This window comes from Bacillus sp. DJP31, from assembly GCF_049310945.1.
Taxonomy (GTDB): Bacteria; Bacillota; Bacilli; order Bacillales; family SA4; genus Bacillus_BS.
The window spans coordinates 77,088-100,120 of record NZ_JBMERO010000007.1; the positions used below are offsets into that span (position 1 = coordinate 77,088).

At 38.0% G+C, this 23,033-nt stretch carries 20 protein-coding genes and 1 other annotated feature; of the genes, 15 read left to right on the forward strand and 5 right to left on the reverse strand.

Translation table 11 applies throughout. The features are described from left to right. Positions 1–149 precede the first annotated feature (149 nt). The 4 genes from ACOI1C_RS08840 (at position 150) to ACOI1C_RS08855 (ending at position 4,980) form a co-directional block, all read left to right on the forward strand. Complete coding sequence (locus ACOI1C_RS08840) at positions 150–1,340, forward strand: MDR family MFS transporter (protein ID WP_422510000.1); 1,191 nt, start codon at positions 150–152, stop codon at positions 1,338–1,340. A gap of 83 nt (positions 1,341–1,423) precedes the next feature. Continuing rightward, positions 1,424–1,652 (forward strand) — a binding site (T-box leader). An 84-nt stretch (positions 1,653–1,736) separates the two neighbouring features. Then, on the forward strand, positions 1,737–4,151 hold the full coding sequence (gene leuS / locus ACOI1C_RS08845) for a leucine--tRNA ligase (protein ID WP_422510002.1): 2,415 nt from the start codon (positions 1,737–1,739) through the stop codon (positions 4,149–4,151). A gap of 63 nt (positions 4,152–4,214) precedes the next feature. Then, positions 4,215–4,574: a rhodanese-like domain-containing protein gene (locus tag ACOI1C_RS08850; protein WP_422510004.1), complete on the forward strand. Its 360-nt coding sequence runs from the start codon at positions 4,215–4,217 to the stop codon at positions 4,572–4,574. A gap of 91 nt (positions 4,575–4,665) precedes the next feature. Continuing rightward, positions 4,666–4,980, forward strand: a complete 315-nt coding sequence (locus ACOI1C_RS08855) for a hypothetical protein (protein ID WP_422510006.1) — start codon at positions 4,666–4,668, stop codon at positions 4,978–4,980. A 403-nt stretch (positions 4,981–5,383) separates the two neighbouring features. Here ACOI1C_RS08855 and ACOI1C_RS08860 read toward each other — a convergent pair whose 3' ends face one another. Continuing rightward, complete coding sequence (locus ACOI1C_RS08860) at positions 5,384–6,661, reverse strand: NAD(P)/FAD-dependent oxidoreductase (protein WP_422510008.1); 1,278 nt, start codon at positions 6,659–6,661, stop codon at positions 5,384–5,386. 122 nt (positions 6,662–6,783) lie between these two features. Between ACOI1C_RS08860 and ACOI1C_RS08865 the strand changes: the two genes are divergently transcribed. Both ACOI1C_RS08865 and ACOI1C_RS08870 read left to right on the forward strand, forming a co-directional pair. Beyond that, entirely contained in the window at positions 6,784–7,164 is a 381-nt protein-coding gene (locus ACOI1C_RS08865) for a hypothetical protein (protein WP_422510010.1), read from the forward strand. Between the two features lie 72 nt (positions 7,165–7,236). Further along, complete coding sequence (locus ACOI1C_RS08870) at positions 7,237–8,859, forward strand: putative polysaccharide biosynthesis protein (RefSeq protein ID WP_422510012.1); 1,623 nt, start codon at positions 7,237–7,239, stop codon at positions 8,857–8,859. 24 nt (positions 8,860–8,883) lie between these two features. Here the strand turns inward: ACOI1C_RS08870 and ACOI1C_RS08875 are convergent, their stop codons facing one another. After that, complete coding sequence (locus tag ACOI1C_RS08875; RefSeq protein WP_422510014.1) at positions 8,884–9,111, reverse strand: hypothetical protein; 228 nt, start codon at positions 9,109–9,111, stop codon at positions 8,884–8,886. Positions 9,112–9,220: 109 nt separating this feature from the next. Between ACOI1C_RS08875 and ACOI1C_RS08880 the strand changes: the two genes are divergently transcribed. Beyond that, complete coding sequence (locus tag ACOI1C_RS08880; RefSeq protein ID WP_422510016.1) at positions 9,221–9,940, forward strand: pseudouridine synthase; 720 nt, start codon at positions 9,221–9,223, stop codon at positions 9,938–9,940. Between the two features lie 73 nt (positions 9,941–10,013). Here ACOI1C_RS08880 and ACOI1C_RS08885 read toward each other — a convergent pair whose 3' ends face one another. Further along, on the reverse strand, positions 10,014–10,235 hold the full coding sequence (locus tag ACOI1C_RS08885) for a DeoR family transcriptional regulator (protein ID WP_422510018.1): 222 nt from the start codon (positions 10,233–10,235) through the stop codon (positions 10,014–10,016). Positions 10,236–11,077: 842 nt separating this feature from the next. Here ACOI1C_RS08885 and pepV point away from each other — a divergent pair. Both pepV and ACOI1C_RS08895 read left to right on the forward strand, forming a co-directional pair. Continuing rightward, a complete protein-coding gene (gene pepV, locus ACOI1C_RS08890; protein WP_422510020.1) occupies positions 11,078–12,484 on the forward strand; it encodes a dipeptidase PepV in 1,407 nt (468 codons plus the stop codon). A 180-nt stretch (positions 12,485–12,664) separates the two neighbouring features. Then, positions 12,665–13,858, forward strand: a complete 1,194-nt coding sequence (locus ACOI1C_RS08895; protein ID WP_422510022.1) for an MFS transporter — start codon at positions 12,665–12,667, stop codon at positions 13,856–13,858. 401 nt (positions 13,859–14,259) lie between these two features. Here the strand turns inward: ACOI1C_RS08895 and cysK are convergent, their stop codons facing one another. After that, a complete protein-coding gene (gene cysK / locus ACOI1C_RS08900; protein WP_422510024.1) occupies positions 14,260–15,189 on the reverse strand; it encodes a cysteine synthase A in 930 nt (309 codons plus the stop codon). 138 nt (positions 15,190–15,327) lie between these two features. On the opposite strand from cysK, the gene thpR reads away from it, so the two are divergent. From thpR to ACOI1C_RS08920, 4 genes are all read left to right on the forward strand, one after another. Beyond that, on the forward strand, positions 15,328–15,894 hold the full coding sequence (thpR, locus tag ACOI1C_RS08905; RefSeq protein WP_422510026.1) for an RNA 2',3'-cyclic phosphodiesterase: 567 nt from the start codon (positions 15,328–15,330) through the stop codon (positions 15,892–15,894). Between the two features lie 86 nt (positions 15,895–15,980). Further along, positions 15,981–16,958, forward strand: coding sequence for a nuclease-related domain-containing protein (locus ACOI1C_RS08910; protein ID WP_422510028.1), 978 nt, complete (start codon positions 15,981–15,983; stop codon positions 16,956–16,958). Positions 16,959–17,060: 102 nt separating this feature from the next. Beyond that, positions 17,061–19,220, forward strand: a complete 2,160-nt coding sequence (pulA, locus tag ACOI1C_RS08915) for a type I pullulanase (RefSeq protein ID WP_422510030.1) — start codon at positions 17,061–17,063, stop codon at positions 19,218–19,220. 509 nt (positions 19,221–19,729) lie between these two features. Then, complete coding sequence (locus ACOI1C_RS08920; protein WP_422510032.1) at positions 19,730–20,512, forward strand: phosphotransferase; 783 nt, start codon at positions 19,730–19,732, stop codon at positions 20,510–20,512. Here the strand turns inward: ACOI1C_RS08920 and ACOI1C_RS08925 are convergent. Then, entirely contained in the window at positions 20,509–20,787 is a 279-nt protein-coding gene (locus ACOI1C_RS08925; RefSeq protein ID WP_422510034.1) for a YtzH-like family protein, read from the reverse strand. The genes ACOI1C_RS08920 and ACOI1C_RS08925 overlap by 4 nt on opposite strands. Positions 20,788–21,477: 690 nt before the next feature. Between ACOI1C_RS08925 and trmB the strand changes: the two genes are divergently transcribed. Together trmB and ACOI1C_RS08935 are read left to right on the forward strand one after the other, a co-directional pair. Further along, the gene (gene trmB, locus ACOI1C_RS08930) at positions 21,478–22,119 is read left to right on the forward strand and encodes a tRNA (guanosine(46)-N7)-methyltransferase TrmB (RefSeq protein ID WP_422510036.1); all 642 of its coding nucleotides are present in this window, start codon (positions 21,478–21,480) and stop codon (positions 22,117–22,119) included. 64 nt (positions 22,120–22,183) lie between these two features. Further along, on the forward strand, positions 22,184–23,026 hold the full coding sequence (locus ACOI1C_RS08935; RefSeq protein ID WP_422510038.1) for a YtnP family quorum-quenching lactonase: 843 nt from the start codon (positions 22,184–22,186) through the stop codon (positions 23,024–23,026). The last annotated feature ends 7 nt before the right edge of the window (positions 23,027–23,033 follow it).

Sequence of the window (23,033 nt, forward strand, 5' to 3'; positions counted from 1 at the left end):
CTGGCTGGACCCCTTATATAACTAGCTCCTTTAGAAACTTCGATCTTAACCTGAGCCCCTAGATCCTCCCTCCATTTTCCTTATTGCCGCATCTCCCAAAAAGGAATACAATAAACGTTGGATTAAGAAGAATTCGGGGAGGGTGTATCATGCCCAAAAAGCTGTGGCTATTACTGATTGGAATGGTTATTAATGTAACGGGATCTTCGTTTTTATGGCCACTGAATGCTATTTATATTCATGATGTGTTGGGAAAATCACTTACGATGGCTGGGATTGTTTTAATGTTAAACTCAGCATCTGGTGTGGTTGGGAATTTAATTGGTGGTTATTTGTTTGATAAATTTGGTGGATATCGATCAATTCTCATTGGAGTTAGCACGACGATGATTGCAGGGATAGGGCTTGTTTGGAATCACGACTGGCCTTTTTATGTTATTTTTCTAATATTGCTTGGATTCGGATCAGGTTTGGTGTTTCCATCTATGTACGCGATGGCGGGTTCGGTTTGGCCAGAGGGTGGGCGAAAGCCGTTCAACGCAATGTATGTGGCCCAAAATATAGGGGTAGCAGCTGGAGCGGCACTTGGAGGCTTCGTAGCAGCCTATTCGTTCCCACTAACTTTTTTGGCAAATGCTCTAATGTCAGCTGGTTTCTTTGTTTTGGCCTTACTTACGTATCAAAAAATCCACGGTGATCGAATGCAACAATCCAGTATTTTAGAACAACCGAAAACGATAAAAAATAAAACTAAATATACAGCACTACTTGTGTTATGTAGTGGGTACATGCTTTGTTGGATGGCCTATGTTCAATGGCAATCTAATATTGCAGCACATACACAATCTTTAAATATCTCGCTAAATGAATACAGTATGCTTTGGGCAATTAACGGTGCCTTGATTGTATTAGCACAGCCATTAGTTTCGACCATTGTTCGCTTTGTGGCAAAAACGGTAAAAACACAAATTATTGTAGGTTTACTTATCTTTATCGTATCCTTTTTCGTCGTATCAAATGCGACGCAATTCACAGGCTTTTGTGTAGCGATGATTATTTTAACCATTGGGGAAATGTTCGTTTGGCCTGCGGTTCCAACTATTGCAAATGAGCTGGCACCTAAAGGTCGAGAAGGCTTCTATCAGGGCGTTGTGAACAGTGCGGCAACTGGAGGAAGAATGCTTGGACCAGTGGTTGGTGGAATCATGGTCGATGTTTATAATATTCAAGCGTTATTTGCGCTTTTAGTTGGTCTTCTTGTTATTTCCATCTTTACAACAATGTTTTATGATCGCGGGTTGAAAAAAGAAAAAGAACAAAGCACTGCTTTAGCCGTTTAAAATCAGTAAATTGAGAAATACTTTAAATAAAGGCTTGAAGTTTGGAAGGTTTTTCTTTACAATACATTACAAACCTAATAACGAAATAAACAGAGCAAAGGAATAGTAGTGATAGAAATCGGTCCTAGAGAATTGACGGCTGGTGCAAGTCAATCCAAGACTATCATGAACTCACCTTTAAGTTTCAATTGTGAACGGTTCAAATGAACCCAGTAATCGTTGACGTTCATCCGCGTTAAGGAGTCAAGTGAATGCATATTGCATTAATTTGGGTGGTACCGCGGGAATTAATTAACTAATCTCGTCCCTTTTTCAGGGACGGGATTTTTTGCGTTCTTAGGTCCAATCAATTTTGGAACAAACACCAAACGGTGAAGATATAAAGGAGGATTTTCAATGTCATTCAGCCATCAACAAATCGAAAAAAAGTGGCAACATTATTGGGAAAATAATCAAACCTTTAAAACAAAAGAAGAAGTAGGAAACCCGAAGTTTTTTGCATTAGATATGTTTCCGTTTCCTTCAGGAGCGGGTCTACATGTTGGACATCCAGAGGGCTATACAGCTACAGACATTGTTTCTCGTATGAAGAGAATGCAAGGGTATAATGTTTTACACCCAATGGGCTGGGATGCATTTGGTTTGCCTGCTGAGCAATATGCGCTTGATACCGGGAATGATCCTGCTGAATTTACAGAGCAAAATATTAATACATTTCGTCGCCAAATAAAAGAATTAGGTTTTTCTTATGATTGGGATCGTGAAGTGAATACAACAGATCCGTTTTATTATAAGTGGACACAATGGATTTTCTTAAAACTTTATGAAAAAGGTTTAGCGTATATTGATGAAATACCGGTTAACTGGTGCCCAGCACTTGGAACGGTTCTCTCTAATGAAGAAGTAATTGATGGGAAAAGTGAGCGTGGAGGTCACCCAGTCGAGCGTCGTCCAATGAAGCAGTGGATGCTAAAAATCACAGCTTACGCAGACCGTCTAATTGACGACTTGGATGAACTAGATTGGCCTGAAAGTTTAAAGGAAATGCAAAGAAATTGGATTGGTCGTTCAGAAGGGGCAAATGTTACATTTGAAATTGAAGGTCAAAAAGAGAACTTTACAGTATTCACGACACGTCCCGATACACTTTTCGGTGCAACATACGCTGTTCTTGCTCCAGAGCATTCCTTTGTTGAAAAAATAACAACTGATGAGCAAAAAGAAGCTGTTTCTGCTTACATTGAAAAGGTAAGAACAAAGAGTGACTTAGAGCGCACAGAGCTTTCAAAGGAAAAGTCAGGAGTGTTTACAGGGGCCTATGCCATCAATCCAATTAATGGTGAGAAAATGCCAATTTGGATCGCTGATTATGTTCTTGTCAGCTATGGAACGGGTGCCATTATGGCTGTACCTGCTCATGATGAACGAGATTATGAATTTGCTCAAAAATTCGATTTATCAATTATAGAAGTTGTTGCTGGTGGAGATATCACAAAAGAAGCCTATACAGGTGATGGCGAGCATGTTAATTCCGATTTTCTAAATGGTTTAAATAAAGAGGATGGTATCCATCAAACAATAAAGTGGCTTGAGGAAAACAACAAAGGGGAAAAGAAAATTTCCTTCCGTCTTCGCGATTGGTTGTTTAGTCGTCAGCGTTACTGGGGTGAACCGATTCCAATTATTCATTGGGAAGACGGAACAATGACTGCCGTTCCTGAAGGAGAATTGCCGTTACTATTGCCAAAAGCGAAGGACATCCGACCTTCTGGGACAGGAGAGTCACCTTTAGCTGCCATTGAGGATTGGGTTAATATTGTTGATCCTATGACGGGTAAGAAAGGGAGACGAGAAACGAATACAATGCCCAACTGGGCAGGAAGCTGCTGGTATTACCTTCGTTATATCGATCCACACAATGATGAACAGCTAGCAGACCCTGAAAAGCTAAAAGAATGGCTACCAGTGGACATTTATATTGGTGGTGCGGAGCATGCGGTGCTTCACTTACTTTATGCTCGATTCTGGCACAAATTCTTGTACGATATCGGAATTGTCCCAACGAAGGAACCGTTCCAAAAGCTATTTAACCAAGGAATGATTCTTGGAGAAAACAATGAAAAGATGAGTAAATCAAAGGGGAATGTTGTGAATCCTGATGATATCGTAGCCAGTCATGGTGCGGATACTCTTCGTCTATATGAAATGTTCATGGGACCACTTGAGGCATCCATTGCTTGGTCAGAAAACGGACTTGATGGATCTCGTCGTTTCTTAGATCGTGTCTGGAGATTGTTTGTCGAGGAGAATGGTGAGCTTAGTCCCAAGTTTACAAATGAGGGTGGTAAGGGCTTAGAAAAGATCTATCACCAAACGGTTAAGAAGGTAACGGAGGATTACGAGGGACTTCGTTTTAACACAGCGATTTCGCAAATGATGGTATTTATTAATGAAGCTTACAAAGCAACCGAGCTTCCTAAAGAATACATGGTAGGCTTTGTGAAGCTTCTTTCACCAATTGCTCCACACGTCACTGAAGAACTTTGGGAAAAGCTTGGTTACACAGATACTCTTTCATACGCAGAGTGGCCAACCTTTGACGAATCTAAATTAATCGAAGACGAAGTGGAAATTGTTGTCCAAGTTAATGGAAAGTTGAAAGCAAAGCTTCTTGTTCCAACAGGTGCAACAAAAGAGGAAATGGAAGAGATTGCGCTTGCAGATGTATTGGTCAAGGAACAATTAGAAGGTAAAACAATCAGGAAAATTGTTGTAGTACCTGGAAAGCTAGTGAATGTTGTAGCAAATTAATGAAGAGAGGCAGACATCAGACATCTGCCTCTTTCTTGATTTTCAATATGAAAGAGCAGTAGAATGGATGATAGAAGAAAGAATGTATGGGAGGGTGTTGTAACAATGGAACAAGAAATCAAAATCATCACTACAGCTGAATTACAGGGAAAATTAGCAAAGAATGAAAATTTAGAGCTAATTGATGTTCGTGAACACGAGGAAGTGATAAACGGAATTGTACCCGGGGCCAAACATATTCCAATGGGAGAAATACCATCTAGAATGGAAGAACTCAACCAAGATAAGGAATACATTTTTATTTGCCGTTCCGGTAGAAGAAGTGAAAATGTCTGCCATTATTTACAGGAGCAAGGTTATAAATGCGTCAACATGGTTGGCGGTATGCTTGAGTGGGAAGGCGACACAGAACTACCTTCCTAAGTTAGAATTTTATCCTTATAGAGTCTGTTCAAAAAGGAGGACAAAAAGAGCAAAGAAGTTCGAGGAAGCGAAGTCTTGAGCACCGGAGCGTATGTTTTGTATACGTGAGGAGCGGAGAGACGAGCTGACGAAGAAATTTGAAGCTATTTTTGCCGGACTTTTTGAACACCCTCTTATACAAACATATCTAAAAGACAGTAATTGGGTAATTCATCCACAGCTGTCTTTTTTTAAATTAAAACGAATTATTCGAATAAAAGAGCCTGTTCAAAAAGGAGGACAAAAAGAGCAAAGAAGTTCAAGGAAGCGAAGTCTTGAGCTACCTGCGCGTATGTTTTGTATACGTGAGGAGCGGAAAAGACGAACTGACGAAGAAATTCGAAGCTATTTTTGCCGGACTTTTTGAACATCCTCTAAAAGCTAATTTTATAGGCGATGTCTATTGTTGATGATTGACTTTTCCAGTAACTCTTTTTGAACACACTCTTATAAGGTGCAACCTATTTATTTTAGTATTAGCACGAAAAATAAAGAAACAACTATTTCAACAAATTTCCCAATAACTTCTTATAACAATTCTAAAGTGTTAAGATTAATTTTTAAGGGAATAGGAGAAGTGGAACTACAAAGAAAATAGATATGACTAAGCAATAGAGATTTAGATCATCCAAAAAAACTCGCCATAATGGACGAGTTTTTTGTTTAATATACCATCTGTTATAGAATATAGTGTTTCATTTCAACCCGAAATTGTCAGAAGTACCTTAGACCTAATCCATCAGTTGAATGGAAAAGGGGCAAAAATTCTTTTAATAATTTTTCTCCGCCATCGCATTCTTCCCAGCTGTCATTCCAGCTAATCGGCCTGTAACAAGTGCCGCTGTAATGTTATATCCACCAGTATAGCCATGAATATCAAGGATTTCCCCACAGAAGTAGAGTCCATTAACCAATTTCGAGGACATTTCCTTAGGATTGATTTCTTTAACGGAAATGCCTCCACCTGTAACAAACGCTTTTTCTATGGATAATGTACCATCGACAAAGAAGGACAACTGTTTACAACTTTTTACAAAGGATCTTAGTTTGTCGTGTGGAATATGATGAAACGTTACTTGTTCATCTAATTCATTTTGCTGTAAAAGAAATAATAAATAACGTTCTGGTACGAGTCCTTTTAAGACATTTTTCAACGCCTTGTTTGGATCTTCCTTAAGTAGATTCACAACCTCTTGGAATAAAGACTCCTCAGATTGGTTTGGTACAGCGTCAATTCTCATTTCAATTCTTCTCGTGTTTGCCTTTTTCTGTTCCTTCACTACATATTGACTACAACGCAGAACAGCGGGGCCGGAAATGCCAAAGTGGGTGAAAATCATGTCCATTTTATGAGTTTTGACAGTTTTACCCTTAGGATTAATGACACTTAGTGCTACATCTCTGAGCGACAAACCTTGTAAGGTTTTTTCCATGATAAATGGTTCAGTAGAGGTCAGCGGGACCTCGGTTGGATAAAGGTCTGTTACTGTGTGACCCGCTTTTTCCACCCAAGCGTACCCATCACCAGTTGACCCTGTATGTGGAACTGATTTTCCACCGACAGCAATGACGACATGTTGGCACTCTAGAACCTGTCCATTCATTAGCTTCACTGCCTTTGTTTCTCCTTCTTGGAAATCTATCGTGTCTACAGAAGTATTCGTCCAAATGGTTACCTTTAGCTTTTCTAATTGTCCAAGTAAGGCATCGACAACAGATTGTGCTTTATCTGTTACCGGAAACATCCGACCATGATCTTCCTCTTTTAGCTGTATACCTAATCCTTCAAAAAAACGGATAATATCTTCATTGTTAAAAATGGAAAAAGCACTAAATAGAAAACGTCCGTTTCCGGGAATATGTTTTATAATTTCATCAACTGGTAAACGATTTGTTACATTACAACGTCCCCCACCTGAAATGGCTAGCTTTCTACCTAGTTTATTTCCTTTGTCAAGGAGTAAAACCTTGCTACTTGTTTCACCTGCGGCTATGGCAGCCATTAAACCAGAAGGCCCCCCACCAATGACGATTACATCAAAATTCATACAAAATCCCCCACATATTTTCACTATAGAAAGGATAGCATGTTTAGATAAAAAAGAAAAATAAGACTCCAACTTGGCTAACAGCCATTTATTCTCTATTATAAAGGTTGGAGTGTGATTATATGAGTCAATACATGCCAACGATAAATGAGGGTTTTTATCCTCTTGATGCGGGATGGACAGAAGACCAAGACGAATCCATTTTAATTCTTTGCGTGCCTGAATTACAAGATATCGTACAAGAGAAAATCGAAAGCTATGATTATACTTGGCTATTCGAATCATCCATTGATGCGTATATTTTTTGCTTTCGATTAGAAAACAAAGAGTTTGCTCTTGTTTTTCAATTTAAGCATGCAGGTAAACTGTTGCTTGAGCCTGATGCATACGAGACCTTTTCAATGGCAATCACGTCAACAAACTTTCAAAGTATGACAGAGAACACTCCTTATTTACTACTTCCTCATATTAGCTTAAACCGCCAGCCAGTTGCTGGGTGGTAGTGATTAACTCACATTTATAAAGATTCTATGGTAAAATAACTTCATTCGTTTTATAAGTTTTGGAGGATCAGTATGTCAAACTCAAATTTATTAAGAGGGACATTTATATTAACACTAGGTACATATATATCGAGAGTTTTAGGGATGATCTATGTTTTTCCGTTTTTTGCATTAGTCGGTGAGCAAGGCTCAGCTTTATATGGATACGGTTATATTCCATATACAATCTTTCTGAGCATATCTACTATTGGTGTGCCCATGGCTGTTTCAAAATTCGTTTCAAAATATAATGCCTTAGGTGATTACCAAACAAGCAGAAGGTTATTTGGTTTAGGTATGAAACTTATGCTAGTAACGGGATTAATCTCATTCACCTTGCTTTATCTTCTAGCTCCAGTTCTTGCAAATATTATCCTTGATGGAAAAGATTTATTAAATAGCGTAGAAGATGTGACAAATGTTATTAGAATGGTTAGTTTTGCCTTGTTAGTTGTTCCTGCAATGAGTATTATCAGAGGATTTTTCCAAGGAAATCAATCTATGGAACCCACAGCCATTTCCCAGGTTGTGGAACAGTTAGTGCGAATCATCTTTCTATTAGGCTCTGTTTATATCATATTAAAAGTGACAAAAGGAGAACTATCAGTTGCAGTTGGTTATGCAACATTTGCGGCCTTTATCGGTGCTTTAGGTGGATTAGCTGTAATGGCGTGGTTTTGGAAAAAGCGTAGAGAAGGTTTAAATCAATTACTTGAAAAAAGTCTAGTTCAAAATGAATTTTCCTCAAAAGAAATGATCAAAGAACTCCTGACATACGCCGGTCCATTCGTATTGGTTGGTTTAGCCATTCCCATTCACCAACTTGTCGACACACTAACATTTAATAAAGCAATGATGTCTATTGGGAATACTAAGAAAGAATCGGAATTTGTTCTTTCTATGATTCAATTTACGATTCCAAAACTCATCATGATCCCAGTCTCCTTAGCAACAGCATTTGGATTAACCTTAGTCCCAGCTATTACTATGGCTTTCACTGATCGTAATCGATCCCTATTACACACTCAGATCAATCAGTCATTTCAAGTGGTCTTCTTTTTAACGCTTCCGGCTGTAATTGGAATTGCTGTATTGAGTGATGAACTTTATGCAATGTTTTATAAAGTTGATTCGCAGGGAAGTTATCTACTTGCATGGTATGCACCAGTTGCGATCCTTTTTGCTTTGTTTACGATTACGGCAGCCATTTTACAAGGCATTCATAAGCAAAAGCTAGCTGTGATAAGTCTTTGTTTTGGACTTCTCTTAAAGATAGTTTTAAATGTTCCTCTTATTACATGGTTTGAAGGTTTAGGCTCCATTCTTGCTACAGGAATAGGCTTCTTAGGTGCCGTCATGTATAGCTTGGCGATGATTAAACGTCATGCTAAATTTTCTTATAAGATTTTTATGAAAAGGTCAGTTTTAATGTTAATATTCTCCATAATGATGATGATTGGTATTCTGATAGCATTATGGGCTCTGTCACCACTAATCGTATACTCGGATGGACGCTGGCAAGCAGTTACCTTATCTTTAGTAGGCGTTATCATGGGTGCAGGTATTTATTTATACTTAAGCTATCGTTCTGGCTTAGCAGGTAGATTATTAGGTACTAGGTTCTCTGTTTTAAAAAGAGAAAAGGCGAATGGATAAATCCATCGCCTCTTATTGTCTAATTTAGTAGTTTTGATCTTGACCAATACCTAATCTGCGTTCAATACGGTCAACACGACGGTCCAGACGATCTACTTTGTTATTTAATCTTTGAACTTGGCGCTCTAAGCGATCTAAACGTTGATTCGTATTCCCGCCGCCTCCACCTGGGTAACCTGGAAACCCTGGGAAGAAATAGCCTTCCGGTTGTTGTCTTTGGTCGAATGAATTCATCGGATACATTTGATACATAATGACCTCTCCTTTGGTTTATTATACGAATACAACAGTCTATGGCACAGGGGCGAATGTGGAGAGAGGCATTCGCCTATTATCATGAAAATAGTTAGGTGGACATAAAATGCGTATTGATAAGATGCTCGCAAATATGGGATTTGGTACCCGTAAGGAAGTAAAACTGTTATTAAAAAAAGGGCTTGTTCGTGTTAATGAAGAAATAGTGAAAGAAGCTAAATCAAATGTTAACCCTGAACAACAGCTTGTTACTGTAAACGGAGAGCAAGTGGAGTATAAGGAATTTATTTATTTAATGATGAATAAACCACAGGGCGTTATTTCGGCTACCGAAGACAAGTACGATCAAACGGTTATTGATTTACTTCAGAAGGAAGACTCGATATTTGATCCATTTCCGGTAGGACGATTGGACAAGGATACAGAAGGATTATTGCTCATTACAAACGACGGCCAGCTAGCTCATCAGCTACTTTCACCAAAGAAGCATGTGCCAAAAACGTATTTTGCACATATTAATGATGTTGTGACGGATGATGACATCGAAGCCTTTGCCCGAGGGGTAGAACTTGACGACGGGTATATGACGAAGCCTGGAATTTTGACCATTGTTGAGTCAGGTCCCACTTCAAAAATTGAACTTATTATTACTGAGGGTAAATATCATCAAGTGAAACGAATGTTTGAAGCGGTAGGGAAGAAGGTAATTTATTTACAGCGAATTAAAATGGGGCCATTACCGCTAGATGAGACATTAGAGCTTGGAGAGTATCGAGAGCTATCTGAAGAAGAAGTTGAAGAGTTAAGAGAAGGTAATACTTTATAAAATAGAAAAAAAGGAGGGACTTTAGTCCTTCCTTTAAATATGTATGTTCCATTTTTGTATACCCTAGGGTGTTTTACGAAGTCAACTTCACTTTCTTAGCAGTGATTGTCCATTTACCGCGGCTTGGGCTTGCGACCAAATTGTTATATTCTAGCACATTTAGATCCCTTTGTATGGTGCGTTGGGTTATTCCAAACTCATCGACGAGCTGATCTGTCGTCACCGTACCTCTTTCACTAATATACATATAAACTGATTTGATTCGATTAAGCATGCGGGAAGTTGAAGGCTTCAAAAAACCACTCCTTAATGTTTTTTGTATTAAGTGTTACAACAAACATGTCAGACACGTGCAATCCCTAAACCTATTTTACACCAACAAAAAGGTATTAACCTACTTTCGGCAGTTAATTTACATAATTTTTACAATAGTTTTATACTACACTACATTTTTTTCCTTTTTGAAGTAATATATGAATTCCATGTAAGTGCATATGACTAATTCTACAAATTTCGATGGTTTTCCTGCTATATTTTTGTAATACTGTTGCTTACTAGATAGGATTTTAGTTTAAATCTAATTGACTCAGTATTTCCTACTTTATTTGGTAACTTTATAACTCGTAATTATTAAATTTTAAGATTATCCGTTTAACTCAGAACGAAATTCTCCGACACCAATTGTTTTTAAGAAAAGGTCAAGTCTGTGTCTATTTGGGATTTTCTATAGAAAATCTGTTTTCGAAAAACTTTGTTGCTTTTTAGAATAGGGGTTGATTGTAACGAGAGGATGCATCATTCCCCGGGGTGGGCGGTGAGCTTCCTCGGCCGAGAGAACGCCTTGCGTTGAGTCTCACCTGTCCCACTGCTCTAAGCAGGTGCCCTAGCACCAACTGTTCCAATCAACTCATTTATTTAAGGGTTGCTTGACCACTTTTTAGAGAAAGAGCTTAAAGAAAAACACCAACACGACTACTTATTCTGAGCTAGTGGGATAATCAGTTTAAATTTTTATACCAAGTCCATCACATTTATATTTCAATTTTTGTTATGCTATGTTTATAACTTTAAAGTGTTAATTAGTTTTCTTATCAATACATATGAAAAAATTCGTTTTGAATTGGAGATGGTTAAAAAATGAAACAAATCAACTGGATAGAAGAAGTAATGAAGAGAAAAGATGACCTCTTATCGGATACACAGTCATTTTTACAAATTGAGAGTGTGTTAGATGAAAATACAAAGGATACTCATGCTCCTTTTGGAAAAGGCATTCAAGAGGCTTTAGAATTTTTACTAGAACAGGGTTCACGAGATGGATTTACGGTTAAAAATGTGGATGGATATGCAGGTCACATTGAGTATGGAGTTGGCTCGGAACTTGTAGGCGTTTTGTGTCATATCGATGTCGTACCAGCCGGTGATGGATGGACAAGTACTCCCTTTTCAGCAGAAATACGTGATGGAAAGATTTTTGCAAGAGGGGCTTTAGATGACAAAGGTCCAACGATGGCCGCCTATTATGCTATGAAAATTGTAAGGGACCTTGGGTTAAAAACTAACAAACGTTTACGCATGATCATTGGAACTGACGAGGAGAGCAATTGGGGCTGTGTGGAGCATTATTTTAAGCATGAAGAAATGCCTGGTATGGGGTTTGCTCCTGATGCAGACTTTCCGATTATTTATGCGGAAAAGGGAATATGTGATGTTACATTAAAGCAGGAGATTTCTGCAGAAGAAAGTGACACAGAATACAGACTCCTTTCATTTTCGTCAGGTAGACGATTTAACATGGTTCCCGATCTGGCTGAAGCAAACATAGAGGGCAGTGTTTCTAGAATGACATCATTGTTTGAAGATTTTTTAAGTAAGAATAAGCTCACAGGCAGCTTTTCGATTGAAGGAAATACGGTTTGGTTAAAGGTGAACGGAATCTCTGCACATGGAATGGAGCCTAGAAACGGTGTTAATGCAGGAACAAAGCTAGTAGAGTTTTTGCAAGGGTTTGAGTTTGATAACAATGCGGTTAAATTTTTGAAGTTTGCTTCTACATATTTAGTTGAGGATTCTAGAGGTGAATCTTTAGAGATTGCAAACTCTGATGACATTACCGGTGATTTGACCATGAATGTAGGAATACTAGCCTATCAGGTAGAAAACGGTGGTACATTCGGATTAAATATTCGCTATCCTGTTACACACCAGATTGAGACGAGCATTGACATGATCAAGACTAAATCAAACGAATTTGGATTCACTATAGGGACAATCTCGGATTCTAAGCCACATCATGTAGATAAAGAGCATGATTTAGTCAAAACGCTTCAGCGTGTTTATACAGAACAAACAGGTGAAGAGGCAACACTATTATCCATTGGTGGTGGAACCTATGCACGATCCCTGAAGGCTGGAGTGGCATTTGGACCTCTATTCCCAGGAAGACCAGACATTGCTCATCAAAAGGATGAATATATCGAAATAGATGATTTAGTGAAGGCAACAGCTATCTATGCACAGGCAATATATGAATTGATAAAGTAATTGAGTTCTGTTTTATAGCTGAAATAGTAATAATCCCGCCATTGCCTGACTGGTGGGATTTTTGTAATATAGGCCAGTTCTCAACTGATGCTAATGTATGAACAGTTAAAATCCTGCGGAAACAATCTGAACAAACTATGTCTTCATACAAAGAACAAGAATAGAGAGAGGGATTTATCTTTGCAAAGTAAACAACATGACTATACGAAGTGGAATTTCTGTACGTTTTATTTTCTAATTTTTTATGGAATCGGATCCTTATATCCACTATTAACGGTTTATTTAGATAAGGACATTGGATTAACTGGCTCACAGATTGGGACAATTATGTCCATAAGTCCGGTTGTCATGATAATTGTTCAACCACTTTGGGGGATACTCAGTGATTGGACTGGGAAGCCAAAGCTGCTATTGACCATTGCCATCGTTTTAACTAGTTTGATGGCATTTCTTTTTTCGTTGTCAGGTGCTTACATCACTTTATTTATCGTGGCGAGCTTAATTGCGGTGGCTCAAAGTGCAATTACCCCACTCTCAGACAGTATTGCATTAAACTATGTTCATAAGGTAAAGGGAAATTATGGGTCCCTACGACTTTGGGGGGCAATAGGCTTTGCCATTGCTGTAATCGTAGCGGGTAGATTAGCAGAATATTTCGGGCTATCCATTATCTTTTACCTGTTTGCTTTCGTTCTACTTCTCTCTACTTTTTTTGCGTGGAGGTTACCCCAAGAAAGTCAGTCGGTTCGGACAAACATCTTTACTGGAATTTCAGCCTTAGGAAAGAGACCCAGGTTTCTCTTGTTTTTGATGACTACCTTTCTCGTATTTGGTCCCGTCTACGCTAATAACTTCTATTTCGGTTTGTTTATCATTGATATTGGCGGGACATTAACAGGTGTTGGAATTGCGTTTTTATTGGCTGCTGGGAGTGAAGCACCTTTTATGCAGTTTGCACTTCGTATAATCCAGAAGCTTGGTATGTTGAAGGTGCTACTAATGGCAGCTCTTATTTCAGCTATTCGGTGGATCTTTTATTACTTTGAACCTTCACTATACCTTGTGTATGCGACGACGATTGCTCAAGGCTTTTCAGTTGGTCTGTTCATACCCGCAGCTCTTCAATATGTAAAAGATATCTCTCCGAAAGAAGTCCATGTTACTGCGATTTCCATCTACTCTGCAGTAGGAAATGGATTAGGAAGTTGGTTTTGCACATATGTTGGGGGACTTATTCTTCAGTGGTACTCCATTCAAGAGGTGTATTTATTTTATGGATTACTAACTAGCCTAGGAATGGTCACGTTATTAATCGTTGCAAGAATTGATTATATTAAAAGAAAACCCTTCTTCAATGCACAAGAAACTTCATAATAAAAAAATCCTTTCAGACAAAAGACCACTGAAAAAGTAGTGATTCTCGAAAAACAAATTATTTTAGGGAGTCTATGTTGATTGGAACGGATATGCGAGACTCGTGGAGCGACCGAGCCTAGGTCGTAACATATAACGGGTGGGATTCCCGTCGAGAAAGAACTAGCCATCTCGTAGCGAGTCTTGGAGGGCAAGTGGTAACACTTGGTTTTAAGCGTAGACAGCGTGGTAATGGGCCATAAGCCACAGGTGAGACTCAAGGATTAGGCCCCAGCCGAGGAGGCTCACCGCCAACCCTGGGGAATGGTGCATCCTGCAGCGGAAATCAACAGGTAGATTTAATATACATACTTTTTAAAAAAAGTGTCTTTTTCAGTGACCTCTCACACAAGGAGCTACTTTTAAAAATCAAACAAGTCACTTGATAAATATCGTTCTCCAGTATCACAAGCAATACAAACAATCACGTCGTCTGATGTCAATCGTTTCGCCACCTCAATTGCTGCAAAACAAGCTGCGCCAGAGGATGGACCAACTAATATCCCTTCTTCTCTTGCAAGTCTTCTTACAGTTTCATAGGCTTGGTCATCTTCAATTTTAATAATCTCGTTATAGACATCTTGATTTAGAATGCTTGGTATAAATCCTGGGCTTGTACCAACTAGCTTATGCTTTCCAGGTTTTCCTCCTGATAAAACAGGTGACCCTGCAGGTTCCACGACATGAATGGATATATTGGGATACTGTTCCTTTAATACTTCTCCAGTTCCTGTTATGGTTCCCCCTGTACCAGAGGTGGCCACAAAGGCTGAAAGTGGTTTTCCAATCTGTTTCATTGCTTCTATAATTTCAAGTGCAGTTGTTTGCCTATGGGCATCAGGGTTTGCTTCGTTATCAAATTGCATAGGGAGGTAGCTGTTTTCAATACTGGCAGCCAGTTCTTTAGCTTTCGCAATAGCTCCAGGCATTTTTTCCTCGCCAGGAGTCAGGACGACCTCTGCCCCATAAGCTTTCAGAAGGTTAATTCTTTCTTTTGTCATGGTATCTGGCATGACCAGGATCGATTTATAGCCCCTGGCTGCGGCATTCATAGCAAGCCCAATTCCTGTGTTCCCACTTGTCGGCTCAATAATGGTAGAACCCTTGTTTAATAATCCCTTTTTTTCAGCTTGGATAATCATATTAAAGGCTGCACGATCCTTAACACTTTTGCTTGGATTAAACATTTCTAGCTTTAAATATATACTTGCAACGTTCTTTGGAGTAAGCTTTTGAAGTTTGACTAGCGGTGTTTCTCCAATAAGTTCACTAATGTTGTTTACAACCTTCATTTTGGTCCACCTCCTTAGTTTCTCTCATGCTACCACATTCGGTTTCGACAATCGAATCATTTACCATCACTATTTCAAGTAAGTTTGGTAAAATATACAATAATAAGAACATTATGCTCTTAAAAGGTGGTAGAGAGTTTGAACGAGACACATTATTTTCTAGCTGTACCCATACCACAAGAAATCAAGCTGCTTTACTTTGAATGGATAGAGTTAGTGAAAGAAAAGCTTCCATTTAAAACGTGGGTTCATCCTGATGATTATCATCTAACACTAGCGTTTTTAGGTGATGCATCTTTTCCAAAGATACAAGATGTAAAAAACGAGATGAAACGTATAGTGAAGGAGCATGACTCGTTTCGTTTACAAGTATCGGGTTTAGGCACCTTTGGAAGTTCTGAAAGTCCAAGAATATTTTGGAGTGGTGTGGAAAGACAACCACTTCTTGAAAAGCTACAGAGAGATGTTTTTCAAGCCTGTCAAAATGTTGGGTTTGATCTTGAGACGAGACCGTTTCATCCACATATGACGTTGGCTAGACGATGGATAGCAGAATCACCCTTTCCCTTCAACGAGTTACCTGAGCTAATTCATCCGAAACAAGAACTACTTTCGTTTAAAGTGAACCACGTTGTTCTTTATCAAACTCATTTAGACCGGTCGCCAAAGTACCTGCCCTTATCCATATTCTCTCTTGAAAAGTAAAGGGAAGGGATACAGGAAACTAAAATAGATGATCATTAAGTAGTGATCACATTTACTATTACAGCAAAAAAGGAGTGTGACAAATAGTGGCACAGCTTATTAAATTGCTCGACTTTGTCTCTAGATACGAAATGAATATGTATCGATATCCGACTCAGTACATACGTTTAAAGAAGCAGCATTGGAATAAGCTCAAGAAACTTTGGGAAGAAGGATTATTAGAGGTTGCTGAGGGGAGCAATGAGCCACTGATCCCTGAAAAGAAACAACGATTTCATACGCTTAGAAATATGATGAAACAAAAAGGATCGGATCTTGAGGGAGAAGAAATAAATGAGGATCAAGCCCAGCCATTCCCGTTTGAAAAAAATAGTGAAGATGATATGGACGACAATGGTCTGCCACTAGACTATAAATTCACGGATGTACCTAAAGACGAAGAAGAGTTAAAGCTCCGTTTTCTGAATCAATTAATTGAATTTCAGATCAGTTGGGCGAGCTCAACCATAAGAGACAAATCCTATGTGGATCGTGAATTATATAATGATGACCAGTTAAAGTATTATCTTCAAAGATTCCCGGATAATTATCTCGTTTTATATAAACCTGTATTCTTTATTCAAAAGGCACCTATTGAGCTTGAGGTGATCATGATTAGTCCGACTGAGACCTGGTGTATTACTTTACTCGAAGGAAAAGAGGATAGCGTTTTTTATGGAACAAAAGAACGATTTTGGACCGAGAAGCATATGAATGATGAAAAAAAGATATTAAGTCCTTTATTAGCAGCCAATCGAATGGAAAAAATTGTTCGAAATATATATCAGAATCATTCCATTGAATTACCCATTAGAAGAGTAGTGTTAAACCGAACTGGTTACATCGATTACCCGTATGTACCAGTTGATATAGAACTCATTGATAAACGAAACTATGATGCTTGGTTTTCTTCGCTTAGAAGGCCGTCATCACCAATTAAGCATGTTCAGTTAAAAGCAGCCAAGGTTTTGTTACAGCATTGTCAAACAACCTATGTAAAGCGTCCAGAATGGGACCGAGTATAAAAAGTGCGAGTCTTACTATAAAAGAATACAAAAGGGAATGGTGTTTCTTTCAAAAGTAGCTAGGTAACTTGAGCAATTCTTTAGGATGTGGAGGGATGAAAGGTGTGGAACGAAAGTCAAAGGGAATTTGAGGCTTATATAGATGAAATGGATCTTATCACCATTTTGTTACCGAAGCATCGTTCATGGGAAACCCTCCAAGCTTTTTTACTGATCGATCATAATGGACACAGCCAGCCATTACATACCATTTTATATGAGGAACATGTCCATTTCTATAAATATCAGTGTAAAACGAAAAACCTACTTAAAATAGAATGGAAAGCCTTTGTCCAGGTAGGAACTATACAAACTGATTTGCAAGTTGGAGCTGTCATTAGAACCAAAGAGTTTGATGAGCATTATGCCTATTATGGTGATGACTTAGGAGCTACTTATAGCCCTTATCAAACCCTTTTTAAAGTATGGGCACCTTCTGCAAAAGAGGTGAAATTAAAACTACAGAAGCAAGGTCAAAAAGACGTCACCCAATTGCAAATGCACCAGAAACCAAAAGGGATTTGGGAATTAGCTGTTGAGGGTGAATGTGAGGGCTCTTCGTTTACGTATTTAGTTTGTGTGAACGGAGTGTGGAGAGAAGCAGTAGACCCTTATACAAAAGCGGTCTCGATCAATGGTAAGCAAGGTTTTGTCGTTAATCAGGATAAACTCCAACCACATACAAAAGTACTATTACCAAAGCTAGGTCAACCAACTGATGCAATCATTTATGAGACACATATCCGTGATTTCACCATTCAACCTGACAGTGGTGTACAACACAAAGGAAAGTATAGAGGTTTTACGGAGAGTACCCAAAGTACTGGTATTGATTATTTGGTAGACTTAGGAATAACTCATATTGAATTACTACCTGTCAATGATTTCGGTGGCATTAACGAAGAAAATCCTCTTGAGAAATATAATTGGGGGTACAACCCTCTTCATTTTTTCGCTCCAGAAGGTAGTTACTGTTCTAATCCGAAAGACCCCTATAACAGAATAATTGAACTACAAAATATGATTAGAGACATTCACACAAAAGGATTAAAGGTGATCCTAGATGTGGTATTCAACCATGTTTATATTAAAGAAGAATCATCATTTGAGAAAATTGTTCCTGGGTACTATTTTAGATACAATTCGAACGGAATGCCTTCGAATGGAACAGGAGTAGGAAACGACCTAGCTACTGAGCGTGTAATGGTAAGGAAACTCATCGTTGAGTGTGTCTTATATTGGATTCATCTTTTTCAAGTAGATGGATTCCGTTTTGATTTAATGGGAATTTTAGATGTAGCCACCATGAATGAGATCCGAAGAAAAATAGATGAAGTGGATGATTCCATCTTAATGCTCGGGGAAGGCTGGGAGTTAAATACACCCTTACCAACCGATCAAAAAGCGACAACTAGAAATTCAGAAAAAATGCCTCGAATAGCTCATTTTAATGACAGATTTCGGGATCTTGTAAAAGGAAGTACGTTTAACCTTTATGATCGAGGATATACCCTTGGAAGTACAAACCGAATGGAAGAGGTCAAACATGTAGTAGCAGGCAGTGTCTCACATGAACACGGGAGAAAGGCGTCTTTCATAGCTCCTAGTTTATCAATCAATTATGTGGAGTCTCACGATAATCATACATTTTGGGATAAAGTTAACCAAAGTAATGGATTTGAGGATGAGCAGACCTTGAAAAGTCGACAACGGTTGGCTACGTGTATGGTTCTTCTTTCACAAGGAATCCCGTTTTTGCATAGTGGACAAGAATTTTATCGAACAAAACAAGGTATTGGAAATAGCTATAATTCTCCAGATGAAATTAACTGGCTTGACTGGTCTCTAAAAAATAAATTCGATAAAGATGTACAGTATATTAGAGGATTGATTCAACTTCGAAAGTCACATGGTGCTTTCCGATTTACGACTACTGAACTTATAAGAAAGCATGTTGGTTTCCTCTCCAGTCATGAAGGGGTCATAGCATATAATTTGAGTAATGTTGAGGAGTTTGGCCCATGGAACCAAGTGTTAATCTTATTTAATAACAATAACCAAGAAGCACATATTGATTTAAATGAAAAAAATAGTTGGAATGTATTAGCCGACCATCAACAGGCTTCTGCTCAGTCCTTATATCGTCTCGTGACAAAGAAATTGATTATTCAACCCATTAGTTGTCTTGTAGTTGCAAAGGGAAAAATATCATCATCTACTTGACGTCATTTCCCTTTTGGATATAAAATTTAAAAAGATAGCATCAATTGCTATCTTTTTTATTTAGTAAAATGAATGAATTTCATAATTCTGATCCCCACGGGCTCAAGGGTTTTAGAACCTTAAAAAAGAGTACCTCCTCAAATGTCGAAATGGTCATTTTCGTAATCTTTGTTAATCTTGGCACTATGTTGATTGGATCGGAAGGTGCTAGACTCCTTGCTAAGAGTAGTGGGACAGGTGAGATCTAGGCTTTTTCACGGTAGTGAAAATAGTCTTCCATTCCTTGCGCAAAGGAGGCTCACCGCCCACTCCGCGGAAAGGGAGCATCCTGGAGAGGAAATCAACAGGCAAACTCAGCAGGAATATTTTTGAAAAATAGTCACTCTCAATATAAGGAAACTAGCTGTGATTTGAAAAAAGCAGTTATGATTATGAAATTGACTCACAATCAAAAAAATATAATTCATTAAACAACTTATGACAGACAAAGCAAATTGAAGGTGAATGGTTTGGAACATATACTAGGTAAAGAGTGGGAAATAACTCCCGCAGGTGGCGCAACAGGAGAGGCATATTTTGCACAATATGATAATAAAAAATTATTCTTAAAAAGGAATTCCTCACCCTTTATAGCTGTATTATCAGCAGAAGGAATTGTTCCAAAGCTTGTATGGACAAAAAGGCTTGAAAACGGGGATGTCATTACGGCACAGCTTTGGCTGGATGGAAGAGAGCTAAAATCAACGGATATGAAAGGCGAGAAAATAGCCAAGTTGTTAAGCAAAATCCACTCCTCAAAAGAGTTATTGGACATGCTGATGAGATTGGGAAAAGCCCCTCTTATGCCAGAGGAGCTGTTGTTCGAGATGGAGAAATCCCATTATTTCAATCAATCTAGTGAGCAAGACCAGCTCATCTTTGATTCATTACAAGTATTACGACGAACCCTAGATATCATAGAATGTCAGGAATATGTCGTTTGTCATTGTGATATAAACCATAATAATTGGCTCTTCTCGCATGAGGAGCAGTTATACCTCATTGATTGGGACGGGGCTATGGTGGCTGATCCAGCAATAGATATTGGCATGCTGCTCTATTCTTATATACCCGAACCTGAGTGGGGTGACTGGCTGGCCCATTACGGAATTGATTTAAGCGATAACTTAGAAAATCGAATGAAGTGGTATGTAATTTATCAGACCTTACTCTCAATCCAGTGGTTTGATGAGAAACAATTGTTGGATCAAAAGCACTATGCAAAACGATATTTGACTACCTTAATTCGTTAAGATAGCTGATGAATATCCTCAATCCAGCCTGATAGATTTTGTTGATGGCTTAGAATATGCTCATCTAGATGCTGTGTGTATTTTCCACTTTGACTATATTCATACACATCCATTAAAGTATTTTTAGCTTCTGAACTAATATTTTCGTTTGCAAGAAGGGATTTTACAAGCCTTTCGAGCTGTTCACATTCTGCGACTGTTCCGCAACAGTCCGTTTGTTGATTTGATAAAATATCCATCAATACACTAAGTTGATTGTGAAAATCTAACGGCATACATGAACACTTCCCTTTAAAATAGATTCTAGTTTATGGTTTGTTGTTCGTAGCATTTTATACTTAATTAATACGGACCATCTCACTAAGTAAAGTGTTAACCAAATTTTTTTGATGAATAAAAAAGTGTAGTTATTCTCAAATAGTAGAGAATAACTACACTTTTTTTGTTAGTAATTGTTTCATTTAGTAATAATTAAGGTTTGAATAACTTTTAAGGATCACTTAATTATTTTAGGCTGTGAAGTATTAGGAATTAATTTTTTCAAAAGTTATTAGGCAATTCATGCAGGAGAATTCAACTCTAAGATAAAGAGATTTAGACAGTGTAAGTGTCTTGTTTCAATATAGTAACAAGAACCATATTTAAGCATTCATCTTTCACCATTGGATCAACCACTTACATATCTTACAGCACTGTTTTTCTATGTAAGATATTTAGTTTTCATTGGATCATCATTCCATTTATTTTAATTATTGGAAATAGATTACTAGACTAATATACAACAATACTTTGAAAAATTGTATTGGGAAAATAGCATCCAAAAAGGTCTTCTAATTCATTAGCACTAATTCCTTTAACCAGAACCAATACTATCTATAATTGTAAAATTACTCATACAAGTTGCAAAAACACTTGTTTTCATGCTATCGTTTAGTTCGTATATTTGTAGAAGAGGAAGTGTGAAGATGCGTCTGCGTCACAAGCCTTGGGCGAAGGATAAGCTTGCTGAATATTCAAGTGTTGTTATTCCGAACCCATCTGACTATAAAGGAAAATGGCATGAAATTTTTGATAATAATCATCCGATTCATATAGAAGTTGGTACTGGAAAAGGACAGTTTATAACGGGGATGGCGAAATTGTACCCTGAAGTAAATTATATTGGTATAGAATTGCAAGTGAGTGTTATTGTCGGGGCATTGGACCGAATTATTGAGGATTCACTTCCAAATTGCAAACTCTTAAACGTAAATGCAGAGGAGCTATCCACTTTTTTTGAAAATGGTGAAGTGGACCGAGTTTATTTAAATTTCTCTGACCCTTGGCCAAAAAATAAACATTTAAAGAGAAGACTAACCTATAAGCACTTTTTAGATATTTATAAGAATATCTTGGTGAAAAATGGAGAAATTCATTTTAAGACGGATAATCAGGGTTTATTTGAGTACTCATTAACTAGTTTTTCCGAATATGGGCTTTTATTAAAGTATGTTAGCTTAGACCTGCATAACAGTGAGTTTGAAGGCAATATTATGACTGAATATGAAGAGAAGTTTTCGAGTATCGGGAACCGTATTTACCGTTCAGAAGTTCAATTTCAATTATAAATCCTGCAACTAGCAGGATTTTTTGTTTTAATAAAGAAGTAGAGATATGGTAGGAGGGATTAGGATGGAAACATTACGGCTCGGAAAGTTGACCTTAACATGGCTAAACGGTGGTGTTACTCATCTTGACGGAGGAGCGATGTTTGGAGTAGTACCAAAGCTTCTATGGTCAAAAAAATATCCAGTGAGTGAGAACAATTTGATCGAATTACGAACAGATCCAATCTTAATTCAAGACGGAGAAAGAAACATTTTGATTGAATCAGGTATTGGATTTAATAAGATGACAGATAAAATGAAACGAATTTATGGGGTAACAGAAGAATCCACTGTAGAAGTATCGCTTAAAAAACTAGGACTTAGTACAGAGGATATTGATCTTGTATTAATGACCCATTTACACTTTGATCATGCGTGTGGGCTCACTAAATGGAGCGGTGGAGAATTAGTTCCTGCATTTGAAAACGCTACCATCATAGCTTCTCAAACAGAATGGGATGAAATGAGACAGCCTAATATTCGTTCGAAAAATACGTATTGGAAAGAAAATTGGGTGAATATTGAACAAAAGATAGAGACTTTCACTAAAGAGATTCAAATAACGGAAGAAATCAAGATGATTCATACGGGTGGACATAGTGACGGACATTCTATTATCACAATTCAAAGTCAAGGGGAAAAGCTTATTCACCTGGCAGATTTGCTACCAACACATGCCCATCAAAATGTATTGTGGGTGATGGCCTATGATGATTATCCGATGAAATCTATCCAAGAGAAACAGCATTGGATTGCAGAAGCAATTGAGGAGAATGCATGGTTCACGTTTTATCATGATTCCATATACCGTGCTATAAAATGGGATGGGACAGGTAAATTAACTGATGCTGTTGATCGAAAGAAATAACGCCCTA